Raw genomic sequence first — 15,917 nt, forward strand, 5'->3', positions numbered from 1 at the left:
TCGACGTGGTTCCCGACGACTACTCGGAGTTCTTCGTCGCCACCGCGACCGTGGCCGGAGCCCTGATCGGGCTGCTATTCGTGGCGATCTCGGTGCGGCCCACCGGCGCCTCGCGCAGCGCCCACATCACCCTGCGGTTGCGCGCCGTCGCGGCGCTGTCGGCGTTCCTCAACACGCTCTTCCTCTCGCTGCTGGCGCTGCGGCCGCGGATCGACCTCGGGGGAGTGGCACTGGCGCTGGGCATCGCCGGGCTCGCGTCCATGCTGATCCTGCTGGTGCTGCTCCTGGCGCAGGGCCGGGACCGGCAGTGGCCGCTGGTCCGGGGCGTGATGCTCGTCGTCGGGCAGGGAGTGCTCTACGCGTTCCAGGTCCATGACGGGCTGGCGCTGGAGGCGAACCCCGGCGACGCGTCGCAGGTCGACAGCCTGGCGATCATCGTGATCATCCTGTTCGCGCTCGGCATCGCCCGGGCCTGGGAGTTCGCGGGGGCCGACAACCCGTCGCTGCTCGGCGCGCTCGCCCGCGTCACCGGGGCGGCCCGTGACACCGAGACGTCCGACGAGTCCGACGACCCCGCCCGGAGGTCTTGAGGAGCCCGTTACCCGCCACACTCGCGGCGTGGGTATCCGTGTGGCACGAGCCGTCGTGGTGCTGATGCTGCCGCTGCTGGCGCTCGTCGGCTGTGGTCCGGCGTCCTCGACCGGCTCGTCGGCCTCGTCGTCGGGGGCGTCGTCGAGCGCCGTCCCGTCGGACCCGCCGCAGAGCTCGTCGGACGCGGCGCCGGTCGACAGCACCTGTCCCGCGACCGCCACGACGTCGTTCGCGAAGTCGAAGTTCCTGCTGCACGCCGGACTCGCGTTCGGCGCGTTCCACCGGTACCTCTGGAAGCCCTACCAGGCCGGGACGTTCGGGAAGGGCGCCTCGGGCAGGGTCGGCGCGTTCATCAAGGGCGGGCTGGCGGCGCTGTTCGTGAAGCGCGAGGTGCGGCTCGCCAGCGAGGACGTCAAGGCCGATCCCACGCTGTGCAAGGCGATCGCCGCGCCGCTCGCGTCGATCGGGAACGACGTCCAGGGCGCCGTCGACAAGCTCAAGGGCGGCGACGCGAGCGGCCTGAGCGGGGTCGACTCGACGATCACGTCGGCCGAGAACTCCGCCAGCCGCAACGGCGCTCCCGTGGTGGAGAACGACAACCCCGACCTGTCCTCCACTCCGAACTGAGTCGTCGACGGAGGGTGACTGTCAGACCCTCGGTCTAGCTTGCCGGGTATGACGGTGAGGGTGGTCGATTCCGGTGTCGGGGACGCCGGGTTCGACGACGACGGGTGGGGCGCGCCGGCCGGGGTGTCGGCCGAGGAGTGCTGCCCGCTCGAGGACGCCGTGTTCTGCGACGAGTTGCCCGAGGCGTGGCTGGTGGCGGTGGATCCGGCGGCGGTGCCGGGGCAGTGGGCCGAGGCCGCGATGGTGGCGGCGTTCCGGGCGGACAACCGCGCGGCGTGGCGGCGCTACCGCTGGATCTGGGAGGCGGCGCGGGCGGCGGCGGGCACCACCGAGCGGGTGACCGGGCGGGCGCGGCCGGGGAAGATCCCGGCGGGGTCGTTGGGGTGGTCGGAGCAGCGGGGCGCGGCGAAGATCGAGTTCGCGCGTCAGATCCTGGTGCGGCTGCCCGCGCTGGGCGAGCAGATGCGGACGGGTCGGCTGGAGGAGTCGAAGGCCGAGATTCTGGTGTCGACGGTCGCCGAGCTCGACGATGCGCAGGCCCGGGAGGTGATCGACCGGCTGTTGGGCCGGGCGCTGGAGTTGCCTCACGGCCGGTTGCGGGAGCGGGCGGAGGCCACCGCGAAGGCGGTCGATCCGGGCTGGGCCGAGGCCCGTAAGGCGGCGGCGATCGCGCGGCGGCGGGTGTCGTTGCGGGCGGCGCCGTCGGGGTCGGCGGAGCTGTCCGGGGTGGATTTGCCGCCGGAGCCGGCGCAGGACGCCTACGACCGGATCGTGGCGCTCGGCGATGTGGTGCACGACCGGCTGCGGGCGCTGGGGCGGGACGCCGGGCACGGCGTGATCCGCTCCGAGGTGCTGCTGGTGCTGACCGGCCCGGACGGCGCCGGGCTGTGGGACGACGACGTCATCGAACTCGTGCTGGCCCGCTTCACCGACCCCGGCACCGGCCCCGACGACGGCGGCCCTGCTCCTGGCACTCCGGACCGCGGCCCGGGGCCCGAGGGCGGCGACGCCGCACCTGACGAGGGTCCCGGCGGCGACCGATCCGACGACGACCCTCTCGACGACGGAACCGACGCCCGGCTCGGAGATGACTCCGACGCCGCGGCCGAGGACGGTGACGGTGCCGGCGGCGAGCCCGACCCCGGCGAGCCCGCACCCGACGGACGACCACCCGACGACGACGCCGGAAGCGGCGGCTCCGACGATCCCTGGGCCCCTCACGATAACGATCTTGACGACGCGGCCGCAGTCGACGGCGCCGGCGGATCAGCGCCGCGGGCGGTGCCGTTCCGGGCGCGCACCGCGATCCGGCTCGGGCTGCGCACCGTGCTGGGCCTGGACCGTCGCCCCGGCGAGATCCCCGGCCAGGGCACGGTGTGCTGCTCTACCGCCCGGCAGTTGGCCTGGGACCGCACCGACACCACCTGGCGAGTCCACCTCTACGACGATCACGGCCACCTCGAGTACTTACTGACCGTGCGACCACCGAGCTGCGGGCCCCCAGGAGCAGGCGGCCGGCGACGACGCCACGTCGTCGAACTCACCGCCCACACCCACGAACTCGACGACCTCGCCGCCGGCCGCGGACTCGGCGGTGTCGGGGTCGGCGGGCTCATCGGCGCGGACGCGATCACCCTGCTCGACCGCGCCACCCGCGCGCTGGCGCAGGCGCGCGCCCGCCCACCCGAGGAGCACCCGGCGGTCACCACCGCCGACGCCCACCGCCGCCGCCCCGGCGCCGAACTGGCCCGCTGGGTCGTGGCCCGCGACCGCACCTGCCGCGGCATCGGCTGTGACCACCAAGCCGTCGGCGCCGACCTCGATCACACCCTGGCCTGGGACGACGGCGGCCTGAGCACCGCTGATGACCTCGGCCCGCTCTGCCAGGGCGATCACCTGTTCAAACACGACCCCGACTCCGGCTGGACCCTCGAACAACCCGAACCAGGCGTGTTCGTCTGGACCAGCCCCACCGGCACCCACCACACCAGGACCCCCGAGATCTACGACCCGTTGCCCGACCCCCTACCCCCGACCGACGGGAGCCCGTTCACCCTGCCCGTCGACCTCTACGCCCCGGCGCCGCGGGCTCCGGCTCCGTACACCCCCAAGCGGAACCGACACGGCTACATCACCGAGCCCGCCCGCCGGACCGCCGACGCCATGGCCGCCCGCCATCGCGAACAAGAGGGGGAGCCACCCAGCCGCTACGACGACGACCCCGACTTCTGACCGCCACTTCTGAACCCGAGGAACGACCTCAGGGACCGACCACGGCCCAGCCGTGCGGCGGCACGACCACCGTCCGGCCGCCGTCGTCGAGCGACGCCTCGCCGGCGAGGATCTGCGCCGGGCCGTCTCCGGTGGTCGGCACGCCCGCGGGGAGCCCCCAGGATCGCTCGGTGTCGTCGACGCTGAGCAGCACCACCACGCCGTCGTCCTCGCCGTCGGCCGGGCGGGAGCACAGCACGACGAACCGGTCCGAGACGTCGAGCACCTCGGTGCGGGCGTCGTGCAGCCACGGGTGACGGCGCCGGACCGAGATCAGCTCCTGATGGCGGTGGAAGACGTCGAGGCCCAGCGGGCTGAGCTCGTCCGGGCTCGCCGGGAAGGTCGGGCGGACGTCGTCGTCGCCGCCCTCGCGCTCCTCCTTGACCCCGCGGAAGCCGTGGTCGTCGCCGGCGTAGACGCACGGCGTCCCGGCGACGGTGAACAGCACGGCGAGGGCGTGGTCGAGGTGGCGCTCGTCGTCGAGGCGGCTCGCGATCCGGGTGACGTCGTGGTTCCCGACGAACGTGAGCGGGACGAAATGACGCAGGAACTCCCCGTGCCGGCCCAGCGCGTGCGCGAGCTCGTGGAAGTTGCCGTCGTTGAGCGAGCTCCAGATCGCCTTCCAGAGTTCGTACTGGGTGACGGCGTCCATCCCGGAGTCGGCGACGATCCGCGCATAGTCGCCGTGGATGGTCTCGCCGACGACGTAGACGTCCGAGTGCCGCTCCCGGACCCGCGCGAGCACCGGGGCCCAGAACGCGGGCGGCACGGCGTAGGCGGCGTCGAGGCGCCAGCCGTCCGCTCCCCGAGAGAGCCAGTAATCCATGACGCGAGCCACGTGGTCGGCGACGGCCGGCTCGTCGTGGTTCAGGGCGACGAGTGCCTGGTGGCCCTCGAACGCGTCGTGGGTGGGGGTGCCGCCGCCGTCGGGCGCGGCGGGGTCGGGCCAGTGCAGCCGGAACCACGACGCCTCCGGCGACGCGGGCCCACCCGCGAGAGCCCGCCGGAACACCGCGAAGTCCTCGCCGACGTGGTTGAACACCCCGTCGAGCACGACGCGCAGACCCCGCGAACGGGCCGCGGCGAACAGCGCGACCAGATCGTCCTCGTCGCCGAGGCGCGGATCGACGGTGAAGTGGTCGGTGGTCTCGTAGCCGTGGCCGACGGATTCGAACACCGGCCCGAGGAGCACCCCGGAGGCGCCGAGCTCGACGGCGTGGTCGAGCCACGGCTCGAGCGCCGGCAGCCGGTGCCGGACGTCGGACACCTCGGCGCGGGAGGCCTCCGCTCCCAGGAACCCCAGCGGGTAGATGTGCCAGAACAGCGCGTGCCGCACCCAGGGGGGAGTCATGGTGGCGGCGACCCTACGGGAGCCGCGTCGCCGTCAGGCCAGCAGCGGCGCGAGCTCGGCCGCGTGCGCCCGCAGCACCTCGACGATCTCGTCACCGGCCGTCGCGACCCGCGCGGCGGCCCCGGTCAGCGCCAGCCCGGCGACGAGCCGGTCGTCTCCGGGCGCCCGGACCCCGACGGCCAGGCAGCCGTAGTCGGCCCGGAACTCGCCGCACTGCCGGGCCACGCCGGTCTGGGCGATCTCCGCGAGGCGCAGCCGGAGCTCGGTGCGGTCCACGAGGGTGGCCGGGGTCAGGCGCGTCAGGGAGCCGTGCGGGAGGTGCTCCTCGTGCTCGGCGAGCAGCAGCCGGCCGAGCGCCGTGGCGTGCGGGTGACGGGTGAGCTCCTCGGGGTCGGCAGGCGGGTGGTCGGGGTCCGGGTCGAGGAAGACGATCCGGTGCCCGACGAAACCGGCGAGATGCGCTCCCCAGCGCACCCGGCCGCGCAGCGCGTCCATGACGGTGCGGGCCGCCGTCGGGATCGCCAACGGCGCCGGTGCGAGGTTCGCGGCTCGCCGTCCGAGCGCGAACCCCCGCAGGTCGGGGAGGCGCACCAGGTACTCCTCGGCGACGAGGAGGTTGAGCAGCCGGTAGGTCGTCGCGGGCGGGATCCGCAGCTCGGTCGAGATCTCCTTCGCGGTGACCCCGACGCCCGCCGCGGCCACCACCTCCAGCACGGCCAGCGCGCTGCGGACCGCCTGGGGCTGGCGGCCGCCGATCGACCCGGCCTCGGCCGGACTCATCGGGCCGAGCCGGTGTGCACGTCGGCCGTGGTGGTCTCGTCGTAGACCCCCATCCCGGCCAGCGCCTCGGGCCGCGCCCGTCGCAGCCCGAACCACCCGACGACCCCGGCGAGCACCAGGGCCCCGACGACGACGGGCAGCAGCGGCCCGGTGGCCGTCACGAGCGCGACCACGACGACGGCGGCGAGTGCCGGGACGGCGACCCCGGCGACGACGACCACGCCCCGGGTCAGCTCGCCGATGCGGGCGAGGAAGCGCGGCGCGGCCAGGCAGACCATGAGGTAGGCCGCGAGGAAGCCGACGGCGCTGACGGCGAGCAGGCCCCCGAGCAGCGCCTGGGGCGGGACGCCCGCGAGGGTCCCGACGACGGGTGCCGCGGCCAGGACGGGGACGGTCACCGCCACCGCCGCGGCCGGCGTCTGGTGACGGCGGTGGGTGCGCCCGAGCAGGGCCGGCGCCACCCCCTCTCGGGCGAGCGAGAACAGCACGCGCACCAGGGTGTTGAGCGCCGCGAGGGTGCACGCCGAGAAGGACGCGATGATCCCCGCGTCGAGCAGCAGCGGCGCCCACGCCCCGAGCGCGATCGGGCCCGACCCGCCGAGGGTCCCCGCGACGGTGAGCGCCGGCAGCACCCCGGGCGCGGCCAGGTGGACCACGGTGGCCGTGAGGTAGAGCAGCGCCGCGCCCACGGCCGTGACGGAGACCGCCCGCGGCACCGTCGCGAACGGGCGGCGGGCCTCGACGCCGAGAGCGGTCGCGCTGTCGAACCCGATGAAGGCGGCGACCGCGGGCAGCACCCCGGCGGCCACCCCGCCGAACCCGCTCGAGTCCGGGACCGGGGGAGCCGACCCCGATCCGCCCGAGCGGACGGCGAGCACGACCAGCACGGTGAGGATCAGGGCGATCGAGAACCCCTCGATCACCAGCATCACCCGGCCGGCGAGGCGGATCCCCCGGACCGCGCAGGCGGCGATCGCGCCCGCGAGGACGACGATGACCGCCACCCCGATCAGGGTGGTGTCGCCCGCCACGTCCGCCCAGGCCCGTTCGACGAGGGCCCGCGCGTACCAGGAGGCCCCGACCAGGGCCGCCGCGACGAGCAGGCCGTAGCCCACGACGACGGACACCGCGCAGGCGAACGCGCCGCCCGCGCCGAGCCCCTTCGCCGTGAAGCTGTAGAGACCCCCGGCGGCGGCCATCCGCCGGGCGAACACCGCGATGCAGGCGACCACCAGCCCGACGAGCACGGCGGCCACGGCGACCGACCACGGGGCGTCGCGGCCGGCGTCGGCGGCGACCAGCAGCGGGACGGCGGCCATCGCCCCGGCGGGCGCGGTGGTCGCCACGGACTGGGCGAGCACCCCGAACGGGCCGAGCGAGCGCCGCCGCAGACCGGCCACCGGCGAGCGGGCGCGCAGCACCGGCACGCCCCTCACCGGTGACCGCCTCGGCTGCGCATCGCCGTACCGTAGAGCGTCGGGGCGCCCCGACGGAATCGTTCCTCGACGCCCCGGCGACCCGAACGAGAATCCCGGCACGACGATTTCCCACTCGGCCCCGGATTCGGCGCCACGATTCTCCGTTCCGGGAATCGCGCGCAACCGCTACGGGGTCCGGTGAGAACGGCGGGAATCGCACTCCCGCCGTCGAGAACGACGGGTTGACCCGCACGGAACGGTCCCCGGAACGTGACCCGCGTCATCCGACCGCGGTCCTGTCCGCCCCATCCGGGAGCCCCCATGACCATCGCCTCCGAGAAGGAAGCGCCCGCCTCGACGTTGTCCGGAAAACTCGGCGCCGGATCCATCGTGTTCATGGTCGTCGCCGCCGCGGCGCCACTCACCGTCATCGCCGGCGCGGTGCCGCTCGGTATCGGCGCCGGCAACGGCGCGGCGTTCCCGGCCATGTTCGTGCTGTGCGCGGTGGTGCTCGGCTTCTTCGCGGTCGGGTTCTGCGCGATGAGCCCGCACGTGCCCGACGCCGGCGCGTTCTTCACCTACATCCGGCACGGCCTCGGCCGGCCCCTCGGCCTGGGCGCGGCCTTCCTCGCGCTCGCGACGTACGCCGCGGTCCAGGCGGCGGTGTACGGCTACGTCGGCGCGGCGATCGACGAGCTGGTCACCGGCTTCGGCGGGCCGAGCCTGCCGTGGTGGGTGTGGACCGGCATCCTCATGGCCCTCGTCGGGATCCTCGGCTACCGCCACATCGAGCTGTCGAGCCGGGTGCTCGGCGTGCTGCTCGTCGCGGAGATCGCGATCGTGGTGGTCCTCGACGTCGTGGTGACCGCCCGGGGCGGTGCCCAGGGCCTCTCGACGGCGTTCCTCTCGCCCACGCAGATCACGTCCGGCGCCGTCGGGATCGCCGTCATGTTCGCCATCGCGAGCTTCATCGGCTTCGAGGCGACCGCGGTGTTCCGCGACGAGGCCCGCGACCCGCAGCGCACCATCCCGCGCGCGACCTACCTCGCCCTGGCGATCGTCGGCGTGTTCTACGCCGTCTCCACCTGGGCCGTGGTCTCGGCGTGGGGCGACGACGCCGCCGTCGCCGAGGCCGGCGCCAACCCCGGCACCTTCCTGCTCACGACGGTGCAGAACTGGCTCGGCCCGCTGGCGGGCCACGTCGTCAGCGTCCTGCTCGTGACCAGCATCTTCGCCGCGATCCTGTCCTTCCACAACGTCGCCGCCCGCTACTGGTACGCCCTCGGCAACCACGGCGGGATGCCCGCCGGGCTCGCCCGCACCCATGCCCGCCACGGCTCGCCGCACGCCGCCTCGCTGGCCCAGACGGCGCTGTCCTTCGTGATCATCGCGGTCTGTGTGGTGGCCGGCCTGGACCCGGTCGCACAGGTCTTCGCCTGGGCGGCCGGCACCGCGACCCTCGGGGTGCTGGTCCTGCTGGTGCTCACCTGTCTCGCGGTGATCGTGTTCTTCGCCCGCAGCGGCGTCGACCGGCGTGTCTGGCACACCCGGATCGCCCCCGCGCTCGGGTTCCTGGGCCTGGCCGTGTGCCTCGTCCTGACGATCGTGAACTTCCCGACGCTCATCGGCGGCTCGGTCGCGCTCGCCCTCGGGATCGGCGGCCTGCTCGTCGTCGTCACCGCGGTCGGGATCGTCCTGGCCCTCGTCCGCGGGGAGCGCGCCCCGATCGGCCCCGGCGCGGAGGAGGGCCTCACCGCCCAGCCGCCCGCCGCCGCCCCGTCCGTCTGAACCTGATCGCCCCTGAGAGGAGCCGGCCCGTGACCGCCACCGTGCCGACCACGTCCACCGTCACCCACCCCCTCGAGATGCCGACCGAGGCCGAGCTGCGCACCGTCCGCGAGGTGCTCGTCGACGCCGGCCTGCTCACCGCGACCGTCCGCTACTGCTTCGCCGACCTCGAGGAGCCGGAGAAGGCCACCGTCCTCGCCCACCGCGACGGCGACCCCGTCGAGCGCCGCTTCCGTGCCGTCCTGCTCGACCTGGAGTCCGGCCGGTCCTGGGACACCGTCGTCTCGGCGACCACCGCCGAGATCGTCTCCGCCCGCGAGCTCGACCCGCCCCGCGACGGCCAGCCGCCGATCATCGACGCCGAGTTCGAGCCGATGGAGGCGATCCTCAACGCGGACCACCGCTGGACCGACGCGCTCGCGGCCCGCGGGATCGACCCGGCCGACGTCCGCGCGGTGCCGCTCTCGGCCGGGGTCTACGACTACCCCGAGGAGGCCGGGCGCCGGATGGCGCGGGCGTTCGGGTTCCGCCAGGACGGCCCGGACGACCACCCGTGGGCGCACCCGATCGACGGGCTCGTCGCCTACGTCGACCTCACCGCGCGGACCGTCGACCGCGTGATCGACAGCGGCGCGGTGCCGGTCCCGGAGGTGTCGGGCAACTTCCAGGACCCCGAGGTCCAGGGCCCGCCGCTCGACTCGCTGAAGACCATCGAGATCACCCAGCCCGAGGGCCGCAGCTTCACCGTCGACGGCAACCACGTCCGCTGGGGGAAGTGGGACCTGCGCTACGGGTTCAACGAGCGCGAGGGCCTGACCCTCCACCAGGTCGCCTTCGACGGGCGCCCGATCGTCTACCGCGCGAGCGTCGCCGAGATGGTGGTGCCGTACGCGGACCCGGCGCCGGTGCGGTTCTGGCAGAACTACTTCGACTGCGGCGAGTACATGTTCGCCCGTTACGCCGATTCGCTGAAGCTCGGCTGCGACTGCCTCGGCGACATCCACTACACCGACGCGGTGATCGCCGACGACGACGGCAATCCGCGCACGATCACGAACGCGATCTGCATGCACGAGGAGGACTACGGCGTGCTGTGGAAGCACTCCGACCTGTTCTTCACCCAGGCCAGCGAGGTGCGCAGGCAGCGCCGGCTGGTGATCTCGTTCTTCGTGCCGATCGGGAACTACGACTACGGCTTCTACTGGTACCTCTACCTCGACGGCACCATCCAGCTCGAGGTGAAGGCGACCGGGCTGGTGTTCGCTTCGGCGACGCCCGGGCCGTACGCGAGCGAGGTCGCCCCGGGTCTCGGCGCCCCGTTCCACCAGCACCTGTTCTGCGCCCGCCTGGACATGACGGTGGACGGGGTCCGCAACGCCGTCGACGAGGTCGAGGCCGAACGGGTGCCGATGGGGGAGGGCAACCCGTACGGGAACGCCTTCCGGCGCAAGGTCACCCGGCTGACCAGCGAGCAGAACGCGCAGCGTCGCAACGACGGGTCGGTGGTGCGGACCTGGCACATCGTCAACCCGGAGAAGCGCAACGCCGTCGGACGTCCGGTGGGCTACGCGCTGCACCCGGAGAACAAGGCGACCCTGCTGGCCGACGAGCGCTCGTTGATCCACGCCCGGGCGGGCTTCTCGACGAACAACCTGTGGGTCACGCCCTACCGTGCCGACGAGCGCTATCCGGCGGGCGACTTCGTCAACCAGAACCCGGGAGCGGGTCTCCCGACCTGGACCGAGGCCGACCGGCCCGTCGACGGCGAGGACATCGTCGTCTGGCACACCTTCGGCACCACGCACTTCCCGCGGCCGGAGGACTGGCCGGTCATGCCGGTCGAGTACACCGGCTTCACGCTCAAGCCGGTCGGGTTCTTCGACGCGAACCCGGCGCTGGACGTGCCGCCGTCACGCTCGGCGCACTGCCACGGGGACTAGCACTGTCACGGGGACCAGAACGACCACTGCCCGGGGTGCCGCCTCCGACGAGGCACCCCGGGCAGTGTCGTGTGGGGTCTCAGTTGCTGGCGGAGATGCCGTTGCTGCACTTCTTGGCGTTGGCGGCCGAGTTGCCGTGGCCGGCCTTCGACAGGATCGGCACCGAGCCGGCGTTGTCCTGGACCGGGACCTGCACGCCGAGGGCGTTGACCGGGACGTCGTTGTTGCAGGCCTCGCCGGTCGTGTTCGGGGCGAAGTCGCTCGAGTTGAACGGGCCGTCCTGGACGGTGTCGTTCGCGAACGCCATCCCGGAGGCGGAGAGCAGGCCGGTCGAGATCATGGCGGTCGCGAGGACGGTCTTGCGCAGGGAAGCCATCAGTGGCGTTCCTTCCTGGTCTGGGGGGAGCAGCGGTCGTCGGGCGACGAGGCACGACGGCCGTTCGATAACGTGTCCTCAACGTAAAGATCCATTACTAGGTCACGGTCCTGTCACGTCGTTCAGGCGAACGGGTGATCACCAGGGCGTCTCCGGGTGGCGCCGCCGAAGATCCGTCCCCCGATGGTGAGGCGACGGAGGCGTCGGAAAAGGTGTTCTCGACGCGCGCCCCGAGCGCCGAGCGGCCTCCCGGGACTCATTCCCCCGATCCCGGGCACCGCCGGGGATCGGTGACGTCCCTCCCGGCGCCCGGGGCGCGCGTCCTCGTCGAGAGAGTCGGGAGAGCCAGGACTCGCGGGATTTCCCTGGACTCGCCCGCTCGCGTTGCCGCCGTCCCGGTCGCAGATGACCATGACGCACAGCGACGGAGGGGGCACACATGGTGGTGGGCTCGGGCCCGGACGGTCGGCGGCGCGGCACAGGGACCGCGGCGATCTGGTTCTTCGGTGCCCTCGGCGGCATCCTCTGGGGCTTCGACACCGGGGTCATCTCCGGCGCGCTGCTCTACATCCCCGACGACATCCCGCTGACCCCGCTGCTCAAGGGGTGCGTCGTCTCGGGGCTCCTCGTCGGCGCCATGCTCGGCGCCGGGCTCTCCGGCCGGCTGGCCGACAGCCTCGGGCGTCGCCGGCTGATCTTCGCCGGCGGGGTGGTGTTCGTCGTCGGGACGCTCGGCGCGGCGCTGGGCGTCAGCGCCCTGATGCTCGTCGGGTTCCGGTTCGTCATGGGGATCGGCGTCGGGATCATCTCGGTCGTCGTCCCGATGTACCTCTCCGAGCTCGCGCCCAAGGAGATCCGCGGCCGGCTGACCTCGCTGATGCAGCTGCTCGTGACCATCGGGATCTTCCTGGCCTACGTCACCGACTACGCGTTCTCGGACAGCCACGGCTGGCGCTGGATGATCGGGATCGGCGTGATCCCGGCGGTCCTGCTGGCCGTCGGCATCTACACCCAGCCCGAGAGCCCCCGCTGGCTCGCCGCACACAAGACCGGCGGCGAGGCCGACGCGCGCATCGTCCTGACCCGGCTGCGCGGTTCGCAGGAGGCCGCGGACGAGGAGCTCGCCGAGATCCGGGAGTCGGTCGCGTCCGAGGCCCGGCAGACCGAGCCCGTCCGGCTGCGGTCGCTGCTGGGGCCGCGGCTGCGCCCGATCTTCGTCGTCGGGATGCTGCTGGTCTTCTTCCAGAACTTCGTCGGGATCAACACGATCATCTACTACGCGCCGACGCTGCTGACGAACGTCGGCTTCGGGACGTCGAACGCGATCCTCGCCAACGTGGCGATCGGCGCGGTCAACATGGTGATGACGCTGCCCGGGATGTACCTGATCGACCGCGCCGGGCGCCGACCGCTGCTGCGCTGGGGCGCGCTGGGGATGTGCGGCGCGATGATCCTGCTGACGGTCACCAACCTGGCCGGGCTCGGTCAGGGCTCGCTGCTGCTCACGCTGACCCTGGTCGGGATCATCGTCTACATCGCGTCGTTCTCGATCTCGTGGGGCCCGGTGCAGTGGGTCGCGCTGCCCGAGCTCTTCCCGCTGCGGATCCGGGCCACCGGGGTGGCCGTCTGCGTGACGTTCAACTGGCTGTTCAACATGGCCGTCGCGCTGGCGTTCCCCTCGCTGCTCGATATCTTCGGCGCGGGCTGGAACTTCCTGTTCTTCGCGGTCATGACCTTCCTGGCCTTCGTCTTCGTGCAGCGGTTGCTGCCCGAGACCAAGGGCCGGAGCCTGGAACAGATCGAACGTGACCTCACCGGGGAGCCGGCCGGGGCGAGCACCTGAGCGACAGGGGACCGATGGCCGTCCGGACCGAGACCCACGACCGCGTGCTCCTGGCCCGGATCGAGCGGGCGGAGAAGCGCAACGCGATCGACGAGGCCACCGCCCGCGGGATCGACGACGCCCTGAACCGCTTCCAGGACGACCCGGGGCTGTGGGCCGCGGTCCTCACGGGCACCCCCGAGCTGTTCTGCGCCGGCACCGACATCGTCGCCGGTCCCGGGGAACCGACGGCGCGCGGCGGGCCCTACGGCGTGATCCGCCGCGACCACACCAAGCCGCTCATCGCGGCCGTCGAGGGCCTGGCGCTCGGCGGCGGCTTCGAGATCGCCATGGCGTGCGACCTCGTCGTGGCCTCCACGACGGCGTCGTTCGGGCTTCCCGAGACCCGCCGCGGGCTGGTGGCGAACTCCGGGGCTCTGCTCCGGGCCGCGCGCTGCCTGCCGCGCAACGTCGCCCGCGAGCTGCTGATCACCGGGACCCGGCTCGACGGCCGGCGCGCGTACGACATCGGCTTCGTCAACCGGCTCACCGAGCCGGGCGGTGCCGTCGAGGGAGCGTTGGAGCTCGCCGCCGAGATCGCCGAGTCCTCACCCGCCGCGGTCTCGGCGACGCTGCAGGCCCTCGAGGAGCAGTGGGCCCGCGACGAGCAGGAGGGCTGGGCGGCGACCGCCCGGGCCGAGCGGCGGATCGCGGCCGGTCCCGACAAGCAGGAGGGCCTGGACGCCTTCGCCGCCAAGCGGTCGCCCCGCTGGCGCGACCCGGCCAGCTGAGGGCGAGACCTGGCCCACGCCCCCCGGTGTCCGCGGCCGCGCGGGATCTCGCGAGCATGGTGACCATGACTCCGCGACGACCCGGTCGACTGCGACGGCTCGCGGGCATGGTGCTGGTCAACCGCCCGTGGCGCCTCGTGCTCGGCATGCGCAGTGCCCTGGCGGCCGTGCTGGCCACCAGCGCCTACCTGGTGATCACGTCGACGGTGTGGCAGCTCGCCGCGTCGTTGAGCGTCACCAAGCTCGTCGTGACCATGGTCGCCGCGATCGCGATGATGGTCGCCTGGATCGTCGGGGCCCACCACCTGTGGTGGCGCCGGGACGACCTGCCCGAGGGCGAGGAGCCCGCCCTCTGGAACGCGTCCACCGTCGTGACGGTGCTCCTCGGGGTGCTGACGATGGCCGTCGCGGTGTTCGTGTTCAACATCGTCACGATGGTCTTCTTCCTCGAGCCGCCGGTGTACTCGAGCGACGCGGGCACGTGGCCGGGTTTCCTCGACCACGTCCGGTTGGCCTGGCTGGCCACCGCCTTCGCGACCGTCGCGGGCGCCGTCGGATCGGGCCTCGACAGCGACGCCGCGGTGGAGGCCGCCACCTACGACGGTGAGCAGCAGCGACGCGCACGGGAGGCGGATCACCACTCCGCGGGAGCCTCGCCGCACTAGAGTCGGGGTTGGGGGAACCGGGGTGGTCGGAGTGCGGGAGCGGGAGACCACGGTGGAGCAGCAGGGCGGACCGGTCGGGGTTCCCAGCGAGATGAACGCGCTGGAAGCCATGATGTGGCGGGCCGAGGTCGACCCCCGGCTCCGGTCCACCGTCACGATCGTCGACGTGCTCGACTCGGTGCCGGACTGGGACCGGCTCGTCGATGCGCACGAGTGGGCCACCCACCTGATCCCGCGGCTCCGTGAGCGCGTGCTGGAGCCCTACTGGGGCTGGGGCCCGCCGGAGTGGGTGCCCGACCCGCACTTCGCGCTCGGCTTCCACGTCCGCCGCCAGCACCTGCCCGAGGGCGCCGGCATGCGTGAACTGCTCGACCACGCGGCGCTCCTGGCGATGAGCCCCGTGGACCGCGAGCGGGCGCCCTGGGAGGCCGTCCTGGTCACCGGGCTCGACGGCGGGCGGGCCGCCTACGTCCTGAAGGTCCACCACAGCCTCGCCGACGGCGTCGGGCTCATGCAGATCCTGGGCCTGCTCCACAGCCCGGTCCGCGAGCACGTGGCCGACAAGCCCGACTACCCGGTCCTCCCGCCCGAGGCGCCCTCGCGACTCGGGCTGACCACGCGGCGGCTCGGCGGTCTGGTCCGGGCGCTGCCCTCGACGGCGCTCGGCGCGGCGATGTCCGGTGCCGGGCTCGCCGGCCGCCTCGTCACCCGCCCGGTCTCGACGGTCACCGACACCGCCGCGTTCGTGGCCTCGGCGGCGCGGGCCGCGATCCCGCCCGCCGTGCGCGGGTCGGAGCTGTTGCGCGGGCGCAGCCTGAACCGGCGCTTCGAGGCGCTCGACGTCGACTTCGCGGCACTGCGGGCCGCCGGGCGCGCGGCCGGCGGATCGGTCAACGACGCCTACCTCGCTGCCGTGCTCGGCGGCCTGGCGCGCTACCACCGCCGCTCCGGCGAGGTCCCCGCGAGCGTGCCGTTGGGCATGCCGGTGAACACCCGCGACGACGCCGACCCGTTGGGCGGCAACCACTGGGCCGGGAAGCGGTTCGCGGCGCCGCTGGACGAGCTCGACCCGGCGGCGAGGATCCGGGAGATCCGCGCGATCGTGCAGGCCGTGACCGGCGAGCGGGTGAACGACGCCCTCGGCCTCATCGCGCCGGTGCTCGCGTCCCTGCCCGCGCCGCTGCTCGCCCAGGTCCAGGGCGGCGCCACGATGGCCATCGACGTGCAGGTCAGCAACGTGCCGGGCATGCGCGGGCCGGTGTACCTGGCCGGCGCGGAGATCGTCCGGAGCTACCCGTTCGCCCCGCTGCCCGGAGCCGCGGCGATGATCGCGCTCACCTCGCACGCCGGGACGTGCTGCGTGGCGGTGAACCTCGATCCGGCGGCGATCACCGATCCGGACTCGTTCCGGACGGATCTGGAGGCCGGGTTCGCGGAGGTGCTCGCCCTGGGGGAGTAGCCCTCTCGACCGCGCCCCTCCGGTGCAGCATCGTGGTG

13 protein-coding genes are annotated in these 15,917 nt (G+C 73.4%); 9 read left to right on the forward strand and 4 right to left on the reverse strand.

Annotation, left to right across the window (positions count from 1 at the left end; genetic code table 11):
• Nucleotides 1–5 precede the first annotated feature (5 nt).
• From LQ327_RS20405 to LQ327_RS20415, 3 genes are read left to right on the forward strand one after another with little or no spacing between them, the layout of a single operon-like run.
• On the forward strand, nucleotides 6–590 hold the full coding sequence (locus LQ327_RS20405; protein WP_230737106.1) for a hypothetical protein: 585 nt from the start codon (nucleotides 6–8) through the stop codon (nucleotides 588–590).
• A gap of 28 nt (nucleotides 591–618) precedes the next feature.
• On the forward strand, nucleotides 619–1,218 hold the full coding sequence (locus LQ327_RS20410) for a hypothetical protein (protein ID WP_230737108.1): 600 nt from the start codon (nucleotides 619–621) through the stop codon (nucleotides 1,216–1,218).
• 48 nt (nucleotides 1,219–1,266) lie between these two features.
• Nucleotides 1,267–3,450 carry an HNH endonuclease signature motif containing protein gene (locus LQ327_RS20415; protein ID WP_230737110.1) on the forward strand — a complete coding sequence of 728 codons (2,184 nt, stop codon included), beginning with the start codon at nucleotides 1,267–1,269 and terminating at the stop codon, nucleotides 3,448–3,450.
• Nucleotides 3,451–3,478: 28 nt separating this feature from the next.
• Here the strand turns inward: LQ327_RS20415 and LQ327_RS20420 are convergent, their stop codons facing one another.
• Genes LQ327_RS20420 through LQ327_RS20430 form a run of 3 tightly spaced genes read right to left on the reverse strand, consistent with a single transcriptional unit; the run spans nucleotide 3,479 to nucleotide 7,056 of the window.
• Nucleotides 3,479–4,840 (reverse strand): alpha-amylase family protein, encoded by a 1,362-nt coding sequence (locus tag LQ327_RS20420; RefSeq protein ID WP_230737112.1) that lies wholly within the window; start codon nucleotides 4,838–4,840, stop codon nucleotides 3,479–3,481.
• A gap of 33 nt (nucleotides 4,841–4,873) precedes the next feature.
• Nucleotides 4,874–5,620, reverse strand: coding sequence for an IclR family transcriptional regulator (locus LQ327_RS20425; RefSeq protein ID WP_230737114.1), 747 nt, complete (start codon nucleotides 5,618–5,620; stop codon nucleotides 4,874–4,876).
• A complete protein-coding gene (locus LQ327_RS20430) occupies nucleotides 5,617–7,056 on the reverse strand; it encodes an APC family permease (protein WP_230737116.1) in 1,440 nt (479 codons plus the stop codon). The genes LQ327_RS20425 and LQ327_RS20430 overlap by 4 nt, the downstream gene beginning before the upstream one ends.
• 303 nt (nucleotides 7,057–7,359) lie before the next feature.
• Between LQ327_RS20430 and LQ327_RS20435 the strand changes: the two genes are divergently transcribed.
• On the forward strand, nucleotides 7,360–8,826 hold the full coding sequence (locus LQ327_RS20435) for an APC family permease (protein ID WP_230737118.1): 1,467 nt from the start codon (nucleotides 7,360–7,362) through the stop codon (nucleotides 8,824–8,826).
• Nucleotides 8,827–8,855: 29 nt separating this feature from the next.
• Nucleotides 8,856–10,766: a primary-amine oxidase gene (locus LQ327_RS20440; protein ID WP_308286349.1), complete on the forward strand. Its 1,911-nt coding sequence runs from the start codon at nucleotides 8,856–8,858 to the stop codon at nucleotides 10,764–10,766.
• Nucleotides 10,767–10,845: 79 nt separating this feature from the next.
• Here LQ327_RS20440 and LQ327_RS20445 read toward each other — a convergent pair whose 3' ends face one another.
• The gene (locus LQ327_RS20445; protein ID WP_230737121.1) at nucleotides 10,846–11,142 is read right to left on the reverse strand and encodes a hypothetical protein; all 297 of its coding nucleotides are present in this window, start codon (nucleotides 11,140–11,142) and stop codon (nucleotides 10,846–10,848) included.
• Between the two features lie 439 nt (nucleotides 11,143–11,581).
• Between LQ327_RS20445 and LQ327_RS20450 the strand changes: the two genes are divergently transcribed.
• The 4 genes from LQ327_RS20450 to LQ327_RS20465 all read left to right on the forward strand — a co-directional run bounded on the left by LQ327_RS20450 (nucleotide 11,582) and on the right by LQ327_RS20465 (nucleotide 15,879).
• Nucleotides 11,582–12,985: a sugar porter family MFS transporter gene (locus LQ327_RS20450; protein WP_230737123.1), complete on the forward strand. Its 1,404-nt coding sequence runs from the start codon at nucleotides 11,582–11,584 to the stop codon at nucleotides 12,983–12,985.
• Between the two features lie 14 nt (nucleotides 12,986–12,999).
• On the forward strand, nucleotides 13,000–13,755 hold the full coding sequence (locus LQ327_RS20455) for an enoyl-CoA hydratase-related protein (RefSeq protein WP_230737124.1): 756 nt from the start codon (nucleotides 13,000–13,002) through the stop codon (nucleotides 13,753–13,755).
• Nucleotides 13,756–13,820: 65 nt separating this feature from the next.
• On the forward strand, nucleotides 13,821–14,420 hold the full coding sequence (locus LQ327_RS20460; RefSeq protein ID WP_230737126.1) for a hypothetical protein: 600 nt from the start codon (nucleotides 13,821–13,823) through the stop codon (nucleotides 14,418–14,420).
• 31 nt (nucleotides 14,421–14,451) lie between these two features.
• The gene (locus tag LQ327_RS20465) at nucleotides 14,452–15,879 is read left to right on the forward strand and encodes a wax ester/triacylglycerol synthase domain-containing protein (RefSeq protein WP_230737128.1); all 1,428 of its coding nucleotides are present in this window, start codon (nucleotides 14,452–14,454) and stop codon (nucleotides 15,877–15,879) included.
• Nucleotides 15,880–15,917 lie beyond the last annotated feature (38 nt).

The organism is Actinomycetospora endophytica (genome assembly GCF_021026375.1).
Classification (GTDB): Bacteria; Actinomycetota; Actinomycetes; order Mycobacteriales; family Pseudonocardiaceae; genus Actinomycetospora; species Actinomycetospora endophytica.